This is a genomic window from Arthrobacter sp. ISL-30 (assembly GCF_018613855.1).
Taxonomy (GTDB): Bacteria; Actinomycetota; Actinomycetes; order Actinomycetales; family Micrococcaceae; genus Arthrobacter.
This window is the reverse complement of the sequence record NZ_JAGGPK010000010.1, coordinates 35042-50751: the sequence shown is the minus strand read 5'-3', so window position 1 is coordinate 50751 and position 15710 is coordinate 35042. Positions and strand designations below refer to the sequence as shown.

General features: G+C 63.9%; 14 protein-coding genes. 2 read left to right on the top strand and 12 right to left on the bottom strand.

Translation table 11 applies throughout. The annotated features are described in order from the left end of the window. Positions 1–2 precede the first annotated feature (2 nt). The 7 genes from mltG to J7E82_RS03965 form a co-directional block, all read right to left on the bottom strand. Positions 3–1757 carry an endolytic transglycosylase MltG gene (mltG, locus tag J7E82_RS03995; RefSeq protein ID WP_214860613.1) on the bottom strand — a complete coding sequence of 585 codons (1755 nt, stop codon included), beginning with the start codon at positions 1755–1757 and terminating at the stop codon, positions 3–5. Continuing rightward, the gene (gene ruvX / locus J7E82_RS03990; protein ID WP_214860611.1) at positions 1754–2371 is read right to left on the bottom strand and encodes a Holliday junction resolvase RuvX; all 618 of its coding nucleotides are present in this window, start codon (positions 2369–2371) and stop codon (positions 1754–1756) included. Before ruvX ends, mltG begins: the two co-directional genes overlap by 4 nt. Beyond that, positions 2352–5030: an alanine--tRNA ligase gene (alaS, locus tag J7E82_RS03985; RefSeq protein ID WP_214860608.1), complete on the bottom strand. Its 2679-nt coding sequence runs from the start codon at positions 5028–5030 to the stop codon at positions 2352–2354. Before alaS ends, ruvX begins: the two co-directional genes overlap by 20 nt. 119 nt (positions 5031–5149) lie before the next feature. After that, positions 5150–5380 carry a hypothetical protein gene (locus tag J7E82_RS03980; protein WP_251041407.1) on the bottom strand — a complete coding sequence of 77 codons (231 nt, stop codon included), beginning with the start codon at positions 5378–5380 and terminating at the stop codon, positions 5150–5152. 60 nt (positions 5381–5440) lie between these two features. After that, a complete protein-coding gene (locus tag J7E82_RS03975; protein ID WP_214860820.1) occupies positions 5441–5815 on the bottom strand; it encodes a DUF948 domain-containing protein in 375 nt (124 codons plus the stop codon). Between the two features lie 156 nt (positions 5816–5971). Next, entirely contained in the window at positions 5972–6598 is a 627-nt protein-coding gene (rpsD, locus tag J7E82_RS03970; protein ID WP_214860606.1) for a 30S ribosomal protein S4, read from the bottom strand. A 213-nt stretch (positions 6599–6811) separates the two neighbouring features. Next, the gene (locus J7E82_RS03965) at positions 6812–8254 is read right to left on the bottom strand and encodes a replication-associated recombination protein A (protein ID WP_214860603.1); all 1443 of its coding nucleotides are present in this window, start codon (positions 8252–8254) and stop codon (positions 6812–6814) included. A gap of 64 nt (positions 8255–8318) precedes the next feature. Here J7E82_RS03965 and J7E82_RS03960 point away from each other — a divergent pair, with 64 nt between their 5' ends. Next, positions 8319–8987: an acVLRF1 family peptidyl-tRNA hydrolase gene (locus J7E82_RS03960; RefSeq protein WP_214860818.1), complete on the top strand. Its 669-nt coding sequence runs from the start codon at positions 8319–8321 to the stop codon at positions 8985–8987. A gap of 62 nt (positions 8988–9049) precedes the next feature. Here the strand turns inward: J7E82_RS03960 and J7E82_RS03955 are convergent, their stop codons facing one another. From J7E82_RS03955 to hisS, 5 genes are all read right to left on the bottom strand, one after another. Next, positions 9050–9211 carry a hypothetical protein gene (locus J7E82_RS03955; RefSeq protein WP_214860601.1) on the bottom strand — a complete coding sequence of 54 codons (162 nt, stop codon included), beginning with the start codon at positions 9209–9211 and terminating at the stop codon, positions 9050–9052. Positions 9212–9234: 23 nt separating this feature from the next. Next, complete coding sequence (locus J7E82_RS03950; protein ID WP_214860599.1) at positions 9235–10059, bottom strand: N-acetyltransferase; 825 nt, start codon at positions 10057–10059, stop codon at positions 9235–9237. A gap of 63 nt (positions 10060–10122) precedes the next feature. Next, positions 10123–11970, bottom strand: coding sequence for an aspartate--tRNA ligase (aspS, locus tag J7E82_RS03945; RefSeq protein WP_214860597.1), 1848 nt, complete (start codon positions 11968–11970; stop codon positions 10123–10125). Positions 11971–12069: 99 nt separating this feature from the next. Beyond that, positions 12070–13332 (bottom strand): APC family permease, encoded by a 1263-nt coding sequence (locus J7E82_RS03940; RefSeq protein ID WP_214860595.1) that lies wholly within the window; start codon positions 13330–13332, stop codon positions 12070–12072. A gap of 39 nt (positions 13333–13371) precedes the next feature. Continuing rightward, a complete protein-coding gene (gene hisS / locus J7E82_RS03935; protein WP_214860593.1) occupies positions 13372–14709 on the bottom strand; it encodes a histidine--tRNA ligase in 1338 nt (445 codons plus the stop codon). 179 nt (positions 14710–14888) lie between these two features. Between hisS and J7E82_RS03930 the strand changes: the two genes are divergently transcribed. Next, on the top strand, positions 14889–15683 hold the full coding sequence (locus J7E82_RS03930; protein WP_214860591.1) for a peptidylprolyl isomerase: 795 nt from the start codon (positions 14889–14891) through the stop codon (positions 15681–15683). The last annotated feature ends 27 nt before the right edge of the window (positions 15684–15710 follow it).

Here is a 15710-nt window from a genome sequence, read left to right as displayed (position 1 = left end):
GGTTAGACGCACCGTCCCGCATTGGCAGCACACCACTGGTTGTACTGCTCAACGTAGACATTGTGCTCTGCCAGGGTCTTGGAGAACTTGGTTTCCTTGGTATCAAGGTTGATGGTTACCCAGTACATGAAGTCGTTGGCGGTCGGCTTAGCCGCGGCGTCGATGGCGGTCTTTCCGGGGGAACCGATGGGGCCGACGGGAAGGCCGGGGTTGGCGTAGGTGTTGTAGGGATTGGATTTGTCCGCTTTCTCGGACTCCTCCAAGTGGAAGCTCTTCCGGCCAAGACCGTAGGTGACAGTGGCATCCGACTGGATCAGTCCAGCCGTCTCCGTATTGCCCGGCTTCAGGCGGTTGTAGATTGCACCTGCCACGTTCCCGTAGTCGGCCTGGCCGCCCTCTGCCTGGACAATGCTTGCGACAATAATCGCGTCGTACTGCTTGTTCGGATCCGTGATGCCCTGGGCTTTGAGCTCATCCAAGGTGGTGGTGACCAGTTTCTGGAGGATGTCCTTGGCCGGAGTTCCGAGGGGGAACCTGTACTCCCCGGGGGCCAGGAAGCCTTCCAGGTTCTTGGCCTTGTCCGGGACGCCAAATTGGGCGGGTGAGTCGCTGAGTGCCTTGAGCTGGTCCAGCGGTATGCCGGAGCCCTTGGAGATTGTTTCCAGGGATTCGCCAATACGAAGCCCTGCGTTAAGGGCAAAGTACATGACCTTCGAGGCGTCACGGTTCAGGAGTACCGCCACGGCGTCGGAATTCTTCATTTCGGTTCGGAACTCAAAGTCTCCAGGGCTGATTTCACCGTCAGCTGCCAGCAGTTCCTTCATAAAGGTGTCGGCATTGGCAACAATCCGCTGCTTCTCCAAGGCCGTCGCTACATCCCTGGCACCCGCTCCAGGCTGGACAGACACCATAACGCTGCCAGTGCCCGGGCCGGGGTAGTCCGAAAGCTTGTCCATGCCGAGGAGCGGCTTGAGGAACTGGGCTCCGACGGCAATGGCTCCGACAAAGAGAACGAGGGTGAGCAGCAGCGCTACGACTCGTCGCCGCCGTCGGACCTTCTTGGAGCGTGCGGCGGTCGCGTCGCCTGCGAGCAAGTGGTCGTTGTTCCCCGCTTGATCGTGGTGCATTTCGTCGTCGTGGTGCACGGCATCATAGTGGTGCACTCCGTCGTTGTGGTGCACAGCGTCGTCGTAGTCGTAGTGCGGATCATGGTCGAAGTGGGCGTCGTGCGCCTCAAAGTCGTGATGTCCCGCACCGGAATCGTCAATATGCCCCCCGTCATGCGCAGAGTTTTGTCCGTCTTCGAAGTGCTCGTCCGCAACGTGGTTCTGTGGATCGGCAACTGCCTCAAGATGGTTGACGGCAGGCAGTGCGGTTGTTTGAGGCAGTGCGGTTGTTTCAGGCTGCGCCGTTGTTTCAAGCAGTGCGGAAGTTTCAGGCTGCACAGAGGCTTCAGGCTGGGGCGGCATTGGCGGCTGCTCCGGCTCCGGCACCGGCATTTCCTCAATTGTCTCCACCTGAATGCCGGCACGGCTGGAAGCCGCCTCCTCACCGGAAACCCGCATCGGGGAATCGCCAGTTGAGCCGGCCGTGGTTTCGCGATCGATGTCCGCAACCGCGTAGGCCGAGGGAGGCACAAGGTCCTGGTTCTGCGTTGCCAGGAACCGTTCGCGTTCCCTGAGTTCCCTGCGGGTCAGCGGAATGCGTCCAGTGCTGAAATCCTGGTCCTGCGAGGGGCCATTGTTGACCGGGCTCACTGTTGACTTCCCCTCGTTGAAGTGTTCGTGTCAGTGCCTTGGACACCTGTCCGTGCCGAATCGGCGCCGGACCCCCCAGGATGCCCTTTGTGGATTGCAGTTACGCGACTGCCAACATCTGCTCCTCTGGCTTTCTGCATGTCGATGGCATGTTGCAGGATTCCGGCAGCGGCGACTTGATCCACTACTTTACGGTGGTCCCTGCTGCTCATGCCAGCTTCGTGCAGGCTGCGGTGTGCGGTGATTGTTGACAAACGCTCATCCACGAGGTGAACCGGCACGTCCAACCCACTCGCATCGAGCTCAGCTACGAGGAGTTCGGCGTACTCTGTCGCCGTGCGTGCCGAGGCGTGTTCCTCCCCGCGCATCGTCCGGGGCAGCCCAACAAAAATCTGTACTGCCCCAAGCTCCTTGGCGTGCCGCACGATGAGCCGAATGTCGGAGTTTTTCTTTGCGTCCCGGGCGACAGTCTTGAACGGTGTCGCCAGGATCCCTTCCGGGTCACAGGCAGCCACTCCCACGCGGACGGTGCCGACGTCTACCCCTAGTTTGATACCTCGGGGGTAGGCGTCGGTGTGGTCGTTTTCGCTCACGTCAGCGCTTGGCAATCGCATCCACGATGGCGGCGAGTGCCTGGGGCACCTTGGCCGCATCCGTTCCGCCGCCTTGGGCGACGTCGTCCTTGCCGCCTCCGCCGCCACCCAGGAGGCCGGCAGCCAGCCGCACGAGGGCGCCTGCCTTGACTCCGGCTTCGCGCGCGGCCTCGTTAGTAGCCACCAGGACGATCGGGCGGTCGTTGCTGACGCCTGCCACGGCTACAACGGAAGCCTCTGAACCGAGGCGGTTGCGCAGGTCAAGGGCAAGGGCCCGGATGTCGTCAGCGCCGCTCACTTGCCCGGCGTCGTGGGCCACGACCCGGACACCTGCGGCGTCCTTGGCGGTGCCGGCAATACTTGCCGCGGCCGCCGTCAGCTGTTCCTTGCGGAGCCGTTCGAGTTCCTTCTCGGTAGCCCTGAGCTTGTTCAGCGTGGCCGCGATGCGGTCCGCGAGCTGGCCGGAGGGAACCTTCAGCATTTCGGTCAGCTCCGTGACCAGGGCACGTTCGGCGGCGAGGTGACGGAAGGCGTCGAGGCCAACAAAGGCCTCCACGCGGCGGTTTCCTGAACCGACGGACTGCTCGCCGAGCAGCGACAGGCTACCGATCTGGGCCGTGTTGGTCACGTGGGTGCCACCGCAGAGTTCCCGCGACCAGGCGCCGTCGATCTCCACAACCCGCACTTCATTGCCGTAATTCTCACCAAACAGCGCCATGGCGCCGAGCGCCTTGGCTTCCGCCAGCGGCATGACCTTGGTGTCCACCGTGAAGTTGTTCCGGATGGCGATGTTGGAGACTTCCTCGACTTCAGACCTGGTGGCGGCACTCAGGCCCTCACCCCAGGCGAAGTCGAAGCGCAGGTAGCCGGCCTTGTTGTAGGAGCCTCGCTGCGTTGCCTCCGGGCCCAGGATCTGGTGCAGGGCCGCGTGGACGATATGGGTTCCGGTGTGCGCCTGCTCGGCGGCATGGCGGCGTTCACGGTCGACGGCGGCGCGCACCAGCGCGTCCGAGGCAATCTCGCCTTCACGGACGATCGCCTTGTGGACGCTCAGGCCCTTGATGGGGCGCTGGACATCCAGGACCTCGACGACGAAGCCGTCGCCTGTGATGAGGCCCGTGTCAGCAGCCTGGCCGCCGGCCTCGGCGTAGAACGGCGTCTCGGCGAGGACGAGTTCAATCTCGTCGCCCGTGGAAGCCTGCGACAGTCGCTGTCCGCCACGGAGAATGCCTCGGACACGAGACTCCCCGTCCAGCTCGTCATAGCCGGTGAAGACTGTCTCGCCTTCGGACAACAGCTCCTGGAAGGCGCTGATGTCAGCGTGGCCGCCCTTTTTCGCCTTGGCGTCTGCTTGGGCGCGCTTGCGCTGTTCCTGCATGAGGTTGCGGAACTCGGCTTCGTTGACTTTAACTCCGGCTTCCTCGGCCATTTCCAGGGTGAGGTCGATGGGGAAGCCGTAGGTGTCGTGGAGGGTGAAGGCGTCCTCGCCGGAGAGTGGCTTGCCGGCTGCCTTGGACGCGACGACGGCCTCCTCCAGGCGTGCGGTGCCGGAGGCAATCGTGCGCAGGAAGGCCTTCTCTTCGGCATAGGCGATGCGGCTGATGCGCTCGAAGTCTGTTTCCACGACCGGGTAGACGCCCTTCATGGCGTCGCGCGAAGCGGGCAAGAGCTGCGGGAGGCAGGCCTGCTCGACGCCCAGGAGGCGCATGGCACGGACTGCGCGGCGGATGAGGCGGCGCAGGACGTACCCGCGACCCTCGTTGGAGGGCACTACGCCGTCGGCGATCAGCATGAGCGCGGAGCGGATGTGGTCAGCTACAACGCGCATCCGAACGTCGTCCGTGTGGTGCGGATCGTCGTCGGTCTCGGCGGAAGTGTATTCCTTGCCCGAGAGTTCGGCGGCCTTGTCGATGACGGGACGGACCTGGTCGGTCTCGTACATGTTTTCGACGCCCTGGAGGATCATCGCAAGGCGTTCCATGCCCAGGCCGGTGTCGATGTTCTTCTTCGGAAGCTCCCCGACCACGTCGAAGTCCATTTTGGAGCGGACATTGGAGATCTGGTACTGCATGAACACGAGGTTCCAGATTTCAACGTAGCGGTTGTCGTCAGCTTCCGGGCCGCCTTCGACGCCGTAGGCAGGACCGCGGTCGTAATAGATCTCGGAGCAGGGGCCGGCGGGGCCGGGCTGGCCGGTGTGCCAGTAGTTATCCGACTTCCCCATCTTCTGGATCCGGTCGGCAGGAATAGCAGTGTTTTTGAGCCAAAGGTCCTTGGCTTCATCGTCTTCCTCGTAGACCGTCACCCAGATCTTCTCGGATTCCAGGCCATAGCCGCCGTCGGCGACGCTCGAAGTGAGCAGTTCGAAGGCGAACTTGATGGCGTCTTCCTTGAAGTAGTCACCGAAGGAGAAGTTGCCGCACATCTGGAAGAACGTGCCGTGGCGGGCCGTTTTGCCCACTTCCTCGATGTCGCCGGTCCGGATGCACTTCTGGACGCTTGTGGCGCGTGTGTAGGGGGGAACTTCACGTGCCGTCAGGTATGGAATGAAGGGGACCATCCCGGCCACAGTGAACAGCAAGGAAGGGTCGCTGGACACAAGCGATGCGGAAGGAACCGCGGTGTGGCCCTTGTTGACAAAAAAGTCCACCCAGCGCTTGGTGATCTCCTGCGACTTCATTTGCTGATTACTTACCCTTCTCAATTTCTCTGCACAACGATCTGTGCTCAGCCCGGCAGTTGCCGGTACTGCAGCTTCTAATTCTGCCTTGCGGAGCGGCAGTTGGGCGAACCGCGGCCTTATCGGCGGCCGGAGTCCGGCTCTGAAATGCCCAAGGCGGACCGCAGGTCCTCCTCGCGTTCGTGCATTCCGTCACGGACTGCATCGGCGAACTCGAAGACGCTGTCGGCCAATCGCGCAACGGCGCGGTTCAGGCCCTGCGGACCCAGGCCGGCTTTGGCGGCGGTTACCTTTCGGAAGGCGATGACGCCGATAGCGACGCCGATTCCCATCCAGAAGACTCGTTTCATTGGTACTTGACCTCCAGGGTTTTCAGCGGCTGCCAGGGTTTTCAGCGGCTGCCAGGGTTTTCAGCGGCTACGCCGGCCGGCTGCCGGTTTGCGACGGGCAGTGAACGCCGAGCGGACGCCGTAGCTGAAGGCAGCTATCTTGATGAGCGGCGAACCGACGGTTGCAGCAACCAGGGACGACAGGGCGGAGATGTTCGCGGAGGCGTCAGAGACGTTCGATGCAATCCCATCCACCTTCTTCAGCTGCTGATTGGTGGTGGAGACGGTAGCCGTCACCTCATCCATGAGCGGGGTCGCGCCGTCGCTGATGGAACGTATGGATTTCCTGACCTCATCCAATACCCGGCCAAGCTTCAGGATGGGAACCGCCAGCAAAAGCACGAGGAGCAAAAACACTCCGGCTGCGATCAACCCGGCAATATCGCCACCAGACATACTCACTCATCTCCTTGGATCGTTCGGAACCGCGGGCCGCCGATGCTTCTGCACACCTACGGCAACTTCCGCGATCGGCAAAGCCCACCCAAGTACCTTACATACAAAGAAGCCCGCGGCGTGTGCCACGGGCTTCTTTGGAGACGCTGCTGGAATTTAGCGGGCGTAGAATTCGACGACGAGCTGCTCTTCGCAGGTCACAGGGATCTCGGAGCGCTTCGGGCGGCGAACCAGGCGGGCCTGCAGGGCGTCAAGCTTGACGTCCAGGTAAGCCGGAACCATCGGGAGCACATCGCGGTGCGCACCGGCGGCAGCAACCTGGAACGGAGCCATGGTCTCGCTGCGGTTGTGCACGTGGATCAGCTGGCCCTCACCGACGCGGAAGGACGGGCGGTCGACGCGGGCACCGTCAACCAGGATGTGACGGTGCACAACCAGCTGGCGGGCCTGGGCGATGGTGCGGGCGAAGCCGGCACGCAGCACGAGGGCGTCAAGGCGCATTTCGAGCAGCTCGATCAGGTTTTCACCGGTCAGGCCCTTGGTGCGGCGTGCTTCTTCGAAGGCACGGGTCATCTGGGCTTCGCGGATGCCGTACTGGGCGCGCAGGCGCTGCTTTTCGCGCAGACGAACGGCGTAGTCGGAGTCCTGCTTCTTGCGGGCACGGCCATGCTCACCGGGGCCGTACGGGCGGCGCTCCATGTACTTGGCGGCCTTGGGGGTCAGAGCGATGCCGAGTGCACGCGAGAGGCGTGCAGTGCGGCGAGCACGAGTGTTGTTAGCCACTTGTGTCCTTCCAGTACTTGCGGCGTGTCAGTGTTACTGGCCTCCATGATGGAGAGCATCGGCCAACCGCTGCCTTTTGCTACTGGGCCCAGGGCACGAACCACTGACTCCAGCAAGCCGGAAATTCGGGGGATTGTGCGTCCAGGCCTTGCCAGACAAACATCCATCCTAGCACGGCCCGTAGCGGCGCCCAACGCCGCGGAAATAGGACTGCTACAGTCCCCGAATTATCTTCCGCAGCCGCTCCAGCCGGGCGGCGACGTCGCGTTCGGCGCCGTTGGCTGTGGGCTTGTAGTAATCCTTGCCCACCAGGTCGTCCGGCGGATACTGCTGCGTGGCTACACCGTGCGGGGCATCATGCGCGTATTTGTAGCCCTGTCCATGCCCCAGCTGCTTCGCGCCCTGATAATGGGCGTCGCGCAGATGGGCGGGTATCCCGGCGCCAAGGCCGGCCCGGACATCGGCGATTGCACTGTTGATGCCCATGTACGCCGCGTTGGATTTTGGTGCCGTAGCGAGGTGGACTACAGCCTCGGCCAGGACGATCCGCCCTTCGGGCATGCCGATCAATTGCACAGCCTGAGCCGCAGCAACCGCCGTCTGGAGTGCGGTAGGATCTGCCATTCCAATATCTTCGGCGGCCGAGATGACGATCCTGCGGGCGACGAACCGGGGGTCCTCCCCCGCCTCGAGCATCCGGGCGAGATAGTGCAGCGCCGCGTCCACATCGGACCCCCGGATGGATTTGATGAAGGCACTGGCGACGTCGTAGTGCTGGTCACCGGCGCGGTCATAACGCACGGCGGCGGAGTCAAGGGCGCGTTCGGTGTGCCTGAGCTCGACGACGGCCGGAGCCTCGCCGCCGTCGCTCCCGGTGCGCGGTCCGCCGTCGCCCGTTGATGCCTCCCCAAAGGCGACGCCGGCGGCAGCCTCAAGGGCGGTGAGCGCCCGGCGTGCATCTCCCCCCGAGAGGCGTACGAGATGCTCCAGGGCCTCCGGGCTGAGCTCGACACGCCCGGCCAGTCCCCTCGGATCAGCGACTGCGCGGAGCAGCAGCCCCTCAATATCGGCGTCGGTAAGGGGCTTCAAGGTCAGCAGGAGCGACCGGGACAGCAGGGGCGACACCACTGAGAAGGACGGATTTTCGGTGGTAGCCGCAACCAGCACCACCCAGCGGTTTTCGACTCCGGGCAGCAGCGCGTCCTGCTGCGCCTTGTTGAAGCGGTGGATTTCGTCCAGGAAAAGGACGGTGGTGGTCTTGTACAGGTCGCGGGCCGTCAGCGCCTCTTCCATAACGCGGCGGACGTCCTTGACCCCGGCGGTGATGGCGGAGAGCTCGATGAACTTGCGGCCCGGGCCGCGGGCAATGACGTGTGCCAGAGTTGTTTTCCCTGTGCCGGGCGGTCCCCACAGAATTACGGAACTGGGGCCAGCGGGGCCGCCCGCGTCCGCACCGGCTGCCAGCTGGCGCAGCGGCGAACCGTGTCCGAGCAAGTGCTGCTGCCCGACGACGTCGTCCAGTATGCGCGGACGCATCCGCACTGCCAGCGGACTGCGTGGCGAAACCGGGCGTGAATCGTCGAAGGCGGGAGTGGAGGACGGCAGCGCGTCGCCATCGTCATCGCTGCCGGCGCCCGAGCCAAAGAGATCTTCCACATGGATAGGCTACTCATAGTTCCAGCAAAGGAGACTCGTCGCAGCAAAAGGAAGGCGCATCATGATGCCCCCAGGCCAAGCCGGACACCGCTCCGCGCCCACCCGTTTGGCCTTTGTCACGGCGCCCCGCCTCGCGGGATGGGTGGACCGTTTTGCGGCCGGCCACGGCCGGCTTCAGGAGGAGAACGTGGACGACGGCCTGCAACTGACCGCTGTTGACGGCGCGATGGCCTTGCTGACACCGCCCTGGCCGCGGGACGGCCGTCCGGGGCGCGGAGCAAACGGGATCGAGCGCCTGGCGTCACTGGCGTCACAGGAACGCAGCCTGGGCCTCATCCTGGTGCGCAGGGGCGGCTACGCGGTAGCCGTCGTCACGGGCGGAAAGGTGACTTCCTCAAAGACTGGAAACCGCTACGTACAGTCGCGCTCAGCCGCTGGGGGTTCTTCGCAGCAGCGCTTCGCCCGGCGACGTGCCAACCAGGCCGACGCCCTGGTGGAGGACGTAGCGGAGCACGCAGCCCGGATCTTCAATGGCCATGCGATTGAATACATCGTGCCAGGCGGAGACCGGAACCTTGCCGTCCAGGTCCTCTCCCGCCCGGCCCTTGCCGGCTATGCACGGTGCACCCGGCTGCCGTTCCTGGCCACGCCGGATCCCAACACGAAAATCCTGCAGCAGGCAGCCCAGGAGGCCTGCTCCATCCGGATCCAGGTGACAGACCCAGTGGCCTAGTTATCCACAAGCCACCACTTCCGGTAGGAAATCCCTCGCCGCTTCCTGCCCACGTGGACGGCCTAGACCCGGACTGGGCAGCGGAGAGACGTGAAACGACGCTTTTCGCCGACATTGTCACGCGTGGAGACGAGGTCCTGGTCGTCAATCTCAGCGAGTCGGGATTCGCCGGACATCGCCTTCAGTACCTCGCCGGACGTCGGACCCCCGTTCTGCATCACCATTGAGCTTCCTCGGCTGTGACCGTTCAGCAGCCGCTGGGTGAGCGGCGGAGCGGTGCCTGGCGGTACAAGTACCGGCCGACCACTTCGAAACACGACCGTTGATAAAGCGCCTGTGCCCCTCCGTTGGGTGCCGTTACCAGGAGCCATAAGCCGTCGAGCCGACGGCGGGCGCCTTCGGCCAGGAAGCTGTCCAGAATCTTCGCGGCGTAGCCCCTGCGTCGGCGCTCGGGGAGTGTTGCCATGCAGTAGAGGCCTCCCCAGCCGTCTACAAGAGCCAGGCGTCCGACGGCGGCAGGGTCGCCGTCGTCGTCACGGACTAAGGCGTACAGCGCGGGGCAGCCAGTCAGGATGGCGTGTGCAATGTCACGCTCCGCTGGTCCTCCACGGCCATCGACGGCCCACCACACAGCCAGCCATTCTTCGGAAGGCTCCTCCAGGATTTCGACATCAGCGTAGACCGCAACATCGCCATCGAGGCCGAGGCCGAGGCCGCTCTTCAAGGAAATCGCCTTGTCGAACCTGGGCAGGGCCATGATCACGGTCTCGGACTGCTTCGTGAAGCAATGGGTGTCCAGGACTGCGTTCAGCCAGGCGCTCCTGTCGTCGTCGAAAACCTGGAAAATCAGCGGCAGGCGACGACTCCGGTACCACTGCAGGGCGGCCTGGAGGATTTCCTCCGGATCGGCTGCAGGTTGACGGGGCCACACGGAGTTCGCCCGCTGCGTCACGCCTCCTGCCGCGCGCAGGACCCAGTCCCCCACGGCCTGGCAGTCGGGAGCCGGCCACGCCCGATCCATGAGCTGCTCGATCTTCGTTGGAGTAGCTGCCTGCAATCCTGTTGGCTTCATTCGTCTCCCCGAGGATGGCGAAGGCTCCCCGCGAATGCGAGGAGCCTTCGTGTGGCATTTTGCTCAGGCACTGGCCTCAAGCTTTTCGGCCTGCTTGGACTCGGCCTGCTTGGACTCGGCCTTGGTTTCGGGGCCCTTCCCTTCCGGCTTCCTGGCCTCAGGCTTGAAGTCGACTCCGGCTTCCTTGCGCTGTTGAGGCGTGATGGGGGCCGGGGCAGCGGTGAGGGGATCGTACCCACCGCCAGTCTTCGGGAAGGCAATGACATCGCGGATGGATTCGACGCCGGCCAGCAGCGCAACAACTCGGTCCCAGCCGAAGGCCATACCGCCGTGGGGCGGAGCGCCGTACTTGAAGCCTTCAAGCAGGAAGCCGAACTTGGTCTGGGCGTCTTCCTTGTCCAGGCCCATAAGCTCAAAGACCCGCTCCTGGACATCACGCTGGTGAATACGGATGGAGCCCCCGCCGATTTCGTTGCCGTTGCAGACGATGTCGTACGCGTAGGACAGGGCGGACTCGGGATCCTTGTCGAAGGTGTCCAGGAACTCGGGCTTGGGCGAGGTGAAGGCGTGGTGCAGGGCGGTCCACTGCCCGCCACCTACGGCTACATCCCCGGAGGCCTCCGCGACAGCAGCCGGTTCGAACATCGGGGCGTCGACAATCCAGACGAAGGCCCACTCTTTGGGGTCGATGAGGCCAGTGCGGTGGCCGATCTCCACGCGGGCAGCGCCCAGCAGGGCCCGGGCTTCCGATTTGTCGCCCGCGGCAAAGAAGATGCAGTCCCCCGGCTTGGCGCCCACGGCCTCGGCAAGGCCCGCGCGTTCGGTTTCGCTCAGGTTCTTCGCCACCGGTCCGGCGAGCTCGCCGTCTTCCTTGAACAATACGTAGGCCAGGCCCTTGGCACCGCGCTGCTTGGCCCATTCCTGCCAGGCGTCCAGCGTCCGGCGCGGCTGGGAGGCGCCGCCGGGCATCACGACAGCGCCCACGTATGGCGCCTTGAAGACGCCGAAGGTGGTGTCCTTGAAGAATTCGGTCAGCTCAGTGAGTTCAAGGTCAAAGCGGAGGTCAGGCTTGTCCGAACCATACTTGGCCATCGCTTCGTGATACGTCATGCGGCGGATCGGGGTGGGAATCTCGACGTCGATCAGCTTCCAGAGTGCCTTGACGATACCCTCACCGAGTTCAATGACGTCGTCCTGGTCGACGAAGCTCGCTTCGATGTCCAGCTGCGTGAACTCAGGCTGGCGGTCGGCACGGAAGTCTTCGTCACGGTAGCAGCGGGCAATCTGGTAGTACTTCTCGAAGCCGCCCACCTGGAGCAGCTGCTTGAAAAGCTGCGGCGACTGCGGAAGGGCGTACCAGGAACCGGGGGCCAGGCGTGCGGGGACCAGGAAGTCGCGGGCGCCTTCCGGCGTCGAACGCGTCAGGGTCGGAGTCTCAATCTCGACGTAGCCACGCTCGTGAAGCAGTTCGCGGGCCACACGGTTAGCCTCGGAACGCAGGCGCAGGTTCTTGTTGGGGCCTGGGCGGCGCAAGTCCAGGTAGCGGTGCTTGAGTCGTGCTTCCTCGCCCACCTCGACGTGCTCATCGATCTGGAACGGCAGGGGCTCGGAGGTGTTGAGGATGACGACCTTCTCGGCCATGACCTCGATCTCGCCCGTGGCGAGGGCCGGGTTCTCGTTGCCTTCGGGACGCTTGCTGACGGTTCCGATAACTTGCAGCACGTATTCGTTCCGCAGTCCGTGGAAGACCTCTTCTTCACGCACCACAACCTGCGCTACGCCGGAGGCATCACGGAGGTCCACGAATGCCACACCGCCGTGATCGCGGCGGCGGCCAACCCAGCCGGCGAGGGTGACGGTCTGTCCAATGTGCTCGGAACGGAGGGATCCGAGGTCATGTGTGCGCAGCACAGCATTCCTTTCAGCAAGATTTTCAAAGGACCGTTGCAAAAAACGATCCCGTTCGAGTTTACCCGCCAGGGCGGAAGCGCACTGCCACTTGCTTGCCGGTTAACTGCGCGGACGGTCGCTGCGGCGCAGCCGGATCCAGCGATAGGCGATGCCCAATGCAAACATGATCACGCCGGCAACCACCGAAATGAACGGCAGGGTGGCCACGAGCACCGTACATCCGACGGCTCCGAGCATTTGCAGCGCCTTCGGATAGATCCTGTCGGAGCCATCCTGGCTAAAGGCCGCAAGGTTGGCGATCAGGTAGTAGACCAGCACTCCGAACGACGAGAACCCGATCGCTTCCCTAAGGTCGGCTACGAGGATAATGGCGCAGACAGCGACGGCGAGGGTCGCTTCGGCACGGTGCGGCACCTTGTAGCGGGGATGGACGGCGGACAGCCACCGCGGCAGGTCGCCTTCGCGCGCCATGGCAAGGCTCGTACGGCCCAGTCCCGCGATGAGTGCGAGCAGCGCCCCGAGCGACGCCAGGGCGGCGCCGATGCGGACGAGCGGTTGCACCCAGGACCAGGTTCCGTTGGAGACTGCTTCAGCCAGCGGGATGGGCGTTGCCGCCACTCCAGCCGGGCCAAGTGCTGACAAGATGCTGACCGCTACGACGGCGTAGATGCCCGCCGTGATTGCCAGTGCCAGGAGGATTGCCCGCGGGATGGTCCGGCGCGGTTCGAGCACTTCTTCCCCCATCGTGGCGATGCGGGCGTAACCGGCGAAGGCGAAGAACAGGAGCCCGGCCGATTGGAGGATGCCGTACCAACCGCCGGCGAGGAGCCCGCCGGCCAGCGGGTCGGCCGGTGCGCCCCGCTCTGCCGCCCAGGCGGCCGCTACGACCACCGCCAGGGCGGCCAACACGGCAACAACGATGATTTTGGTGAGGCCGGCAGTCCTCGTCACACCGTGATAGTTAACGGTGGCCAGGACGACGACGGCGGCCACGGCGAGGGGCCGCTCCCAGCCTGGCGGGGCGGCGTAGCTGGCGAAGGTCAGGGCCATCGCGGCACTGCTGGCGGTCTTGCCGACCACGAAACCCCAGCCTGCGATGAAACCCTGCCAGGCCCCCAGCCGTTCCCGACCATAGGTGTATGTCCCGCCGGAGGTCGGGTAGGCGGCGGCCAACTGGGCCGACGCCGTGGCGTTGCAGAACGCGATGATCGCCGCCACCGCCAGGCCTACAAGGAGTCCGGCCCCGGCAGCCTGCGCCGCGGGGGTAAAGGCCGCGAACACACCCGCACCGATCATCGAGCCCAATCCGATGGCGACGGCGTCGAAGGTGTTGAGCCTGCGCGAAAGTGCAGGGTGGGTCATAGCTCCTTCTTCCTCACAGGTTCCTCAGAAGGGGCGGAATCAGGCAGTGATCACCCGGACGTGCAGATCCTCCTCAGCGGGTGACCAGCTCCCCGGATCGGCGTCCACCTGCTCGCCCGAGCGGATGTCCTTGACCTGGTGCTTACCGTCGTCATCCGTGAACCAGACGAAGGGAATTCCGCGCCGGTCGGCGAACTTGATTTGCTTCCCGAACTTCTCAGCCTTGGCAGCCACTTCCGTGGCAATTCCACGGCTGCGCAGCTGGGCCGCAACATCCTGCGCGGCGGGCCAGCTCTCGTCGTTGGTCAGCGCAACCAGGACGGCTGTGGGGACGGAGCGGCTTGCGGTGGCCAGTTCCTGGCTGAGGATGCGGGACACCAGTCGCGTCACGCCAATAGAAAGACCGACGCCGGGGAACTTGCGGTTGCCTTTGCTGGCGAGGGCGTCGTAGCGGCCACCGGAGCAGATGGAACCGAGCTGCTCGTGTCCCACGAGGACAGTTTCGACGACGGTGCCCGTGTAGTAATCGAGTCCACGGGCAATGCTAAGGTCCGCAATGACCTTGCCCGGTGCGTGCTGCACGGCTGCCTCGATCACCTGTTCGAGCTCGTGCAAGCCTTCCTCAAGGAGTTCGTCGCTGACACCAAGGTCCCGGACCTGCTTGACGAAGGAGGTGTCCTCGGTGCGGATCGCCGCCAGCTGCAGGGCTGCTGCCGCTTGTTCTTCGGTTGCCCCAAGCTCCGTTTTGAGCAGTTCGGCGACCTTTTCCGGACCGATTTTCTCCAGCTTGTCGATGCTGCGGAGCACTCCAGCAGTGTCAGTCAGGCCAATGCCCCGGTAGAAGCCCTCGGCGAGTTTGCGGTTGTTGATGCGCAGGCGGAAGTCCGGAATGGGAAGCGCGCTGAGGGCCTCGGCAATCACCAGCGCAATTTCGACGTCATACCGGAAGGGAAGTTCGCCGTCGCCAACCACGTCGATGTCAGCCTGGGTGAATTCCCGCGCACGGCCTTCCTGGGGCCGTTCTCCGCGCCACACTTTCTGGATCTGGTAGCGGCGGAAGGGAAATGCGAGGTATCCGGCGTTTTCCACGACGTAGCGTGCAAAAGGTACGGTCAGGTCAAAGTGCAGGGCCAGGGCGTGGGGGTCGGGCTTTCCCCCCTCTCCCTCATCTTCCTGCAGCCGGCTGAGCCCATACACTTCCTTGTCGATTTCGCCCTTGCGCAGCAACTGCTCCACGGTTTCCACGGCGCGGGTCTCGATCGAGGAGAAACCGTGGAGTTCGAAAGTCCTGCGCAGGCTATCCAACACATGCAGCTCCACCAACCGCTCCTGGGGAAGCCACTCGGGGAATCCGGACAGGGAGGCGGTGCGTGCCATGGTGGATTGTCTCCTTGGTTTGCTTGGGCAGGATGATCCACCGCGATTCGGGCCGAAACGGCAAAGATCAGCGGGCGTCCAGCCAGTCAATGCATAAACTTATGTGCGGCAGTCAGTTTATGCTTTCGGCGCGTACAGATCGAATAGACGAAGAACACGTCCATGAATGAGGAGGAACCTTGGCAACAAGATCGCGGGATGACCGCGAAGCCAGACGGCGTATCCGCCAGATGGAAGCCAAGCGACGGCTGCGCCAGGAACAAAGTGCCCGGCGTCGCAGGGACAACATCATTGCCGTCAGTGCGGGTACCGCCGCCGTTGTGCTCGCCGTCGTTCTTCAGCTCACCGTCTTCGCCTCAAATCCAAGCGAAGAGGAATACGCCGCCGCCCAGGCCGGGCTCAGTTCGCCCAGCGCAACGCCATCACCTAGCAACGGTCCGGACATCCCCAAGGCTGAAACGGCCGCGGGGAAGGTATTCACGGGCGAGCTCAAACTCAACGGCGGCGCGATCGGCGTCGAACTGGACGGCACCAAGGCGCCTCAGGCAGCCGCCGTGTTCAAGGATCTTGCCGATAAGTCCTTCTATAACGGGCTCAACTGCCACAGGCTAACGACGGCGGAATCGTTCGGCGTCCTGCAGTGCGGCTCCAAGAACGGCGACGGCACCGGCGATCCCAACTACACGTGGGGACCGATTGAGAATGCTCCCGCTGACAACACATATCCGGCCGGCACCATCGCCGTGGCCCGCACCGGGGATAACGCCTACGGCAATGGCACGCAGTTCTTCATTGTGTACAAGGACACCGTCATTCCCTCTGATAGCGCGGGCGGCTACACCGTCGTCGGCAAGGTCACGAGTGGGCTGGATGTGGTGACCAGTATTGCCGCCGCCGGCAACAACCCGGGCACTAGTCCAACGGACGGGCCCCCTGTGGCACCTGTCACGATAGACTCGTTTTCTCTGAAGTAATCAACCTTTGGTCGAAAGGCCGGGGCG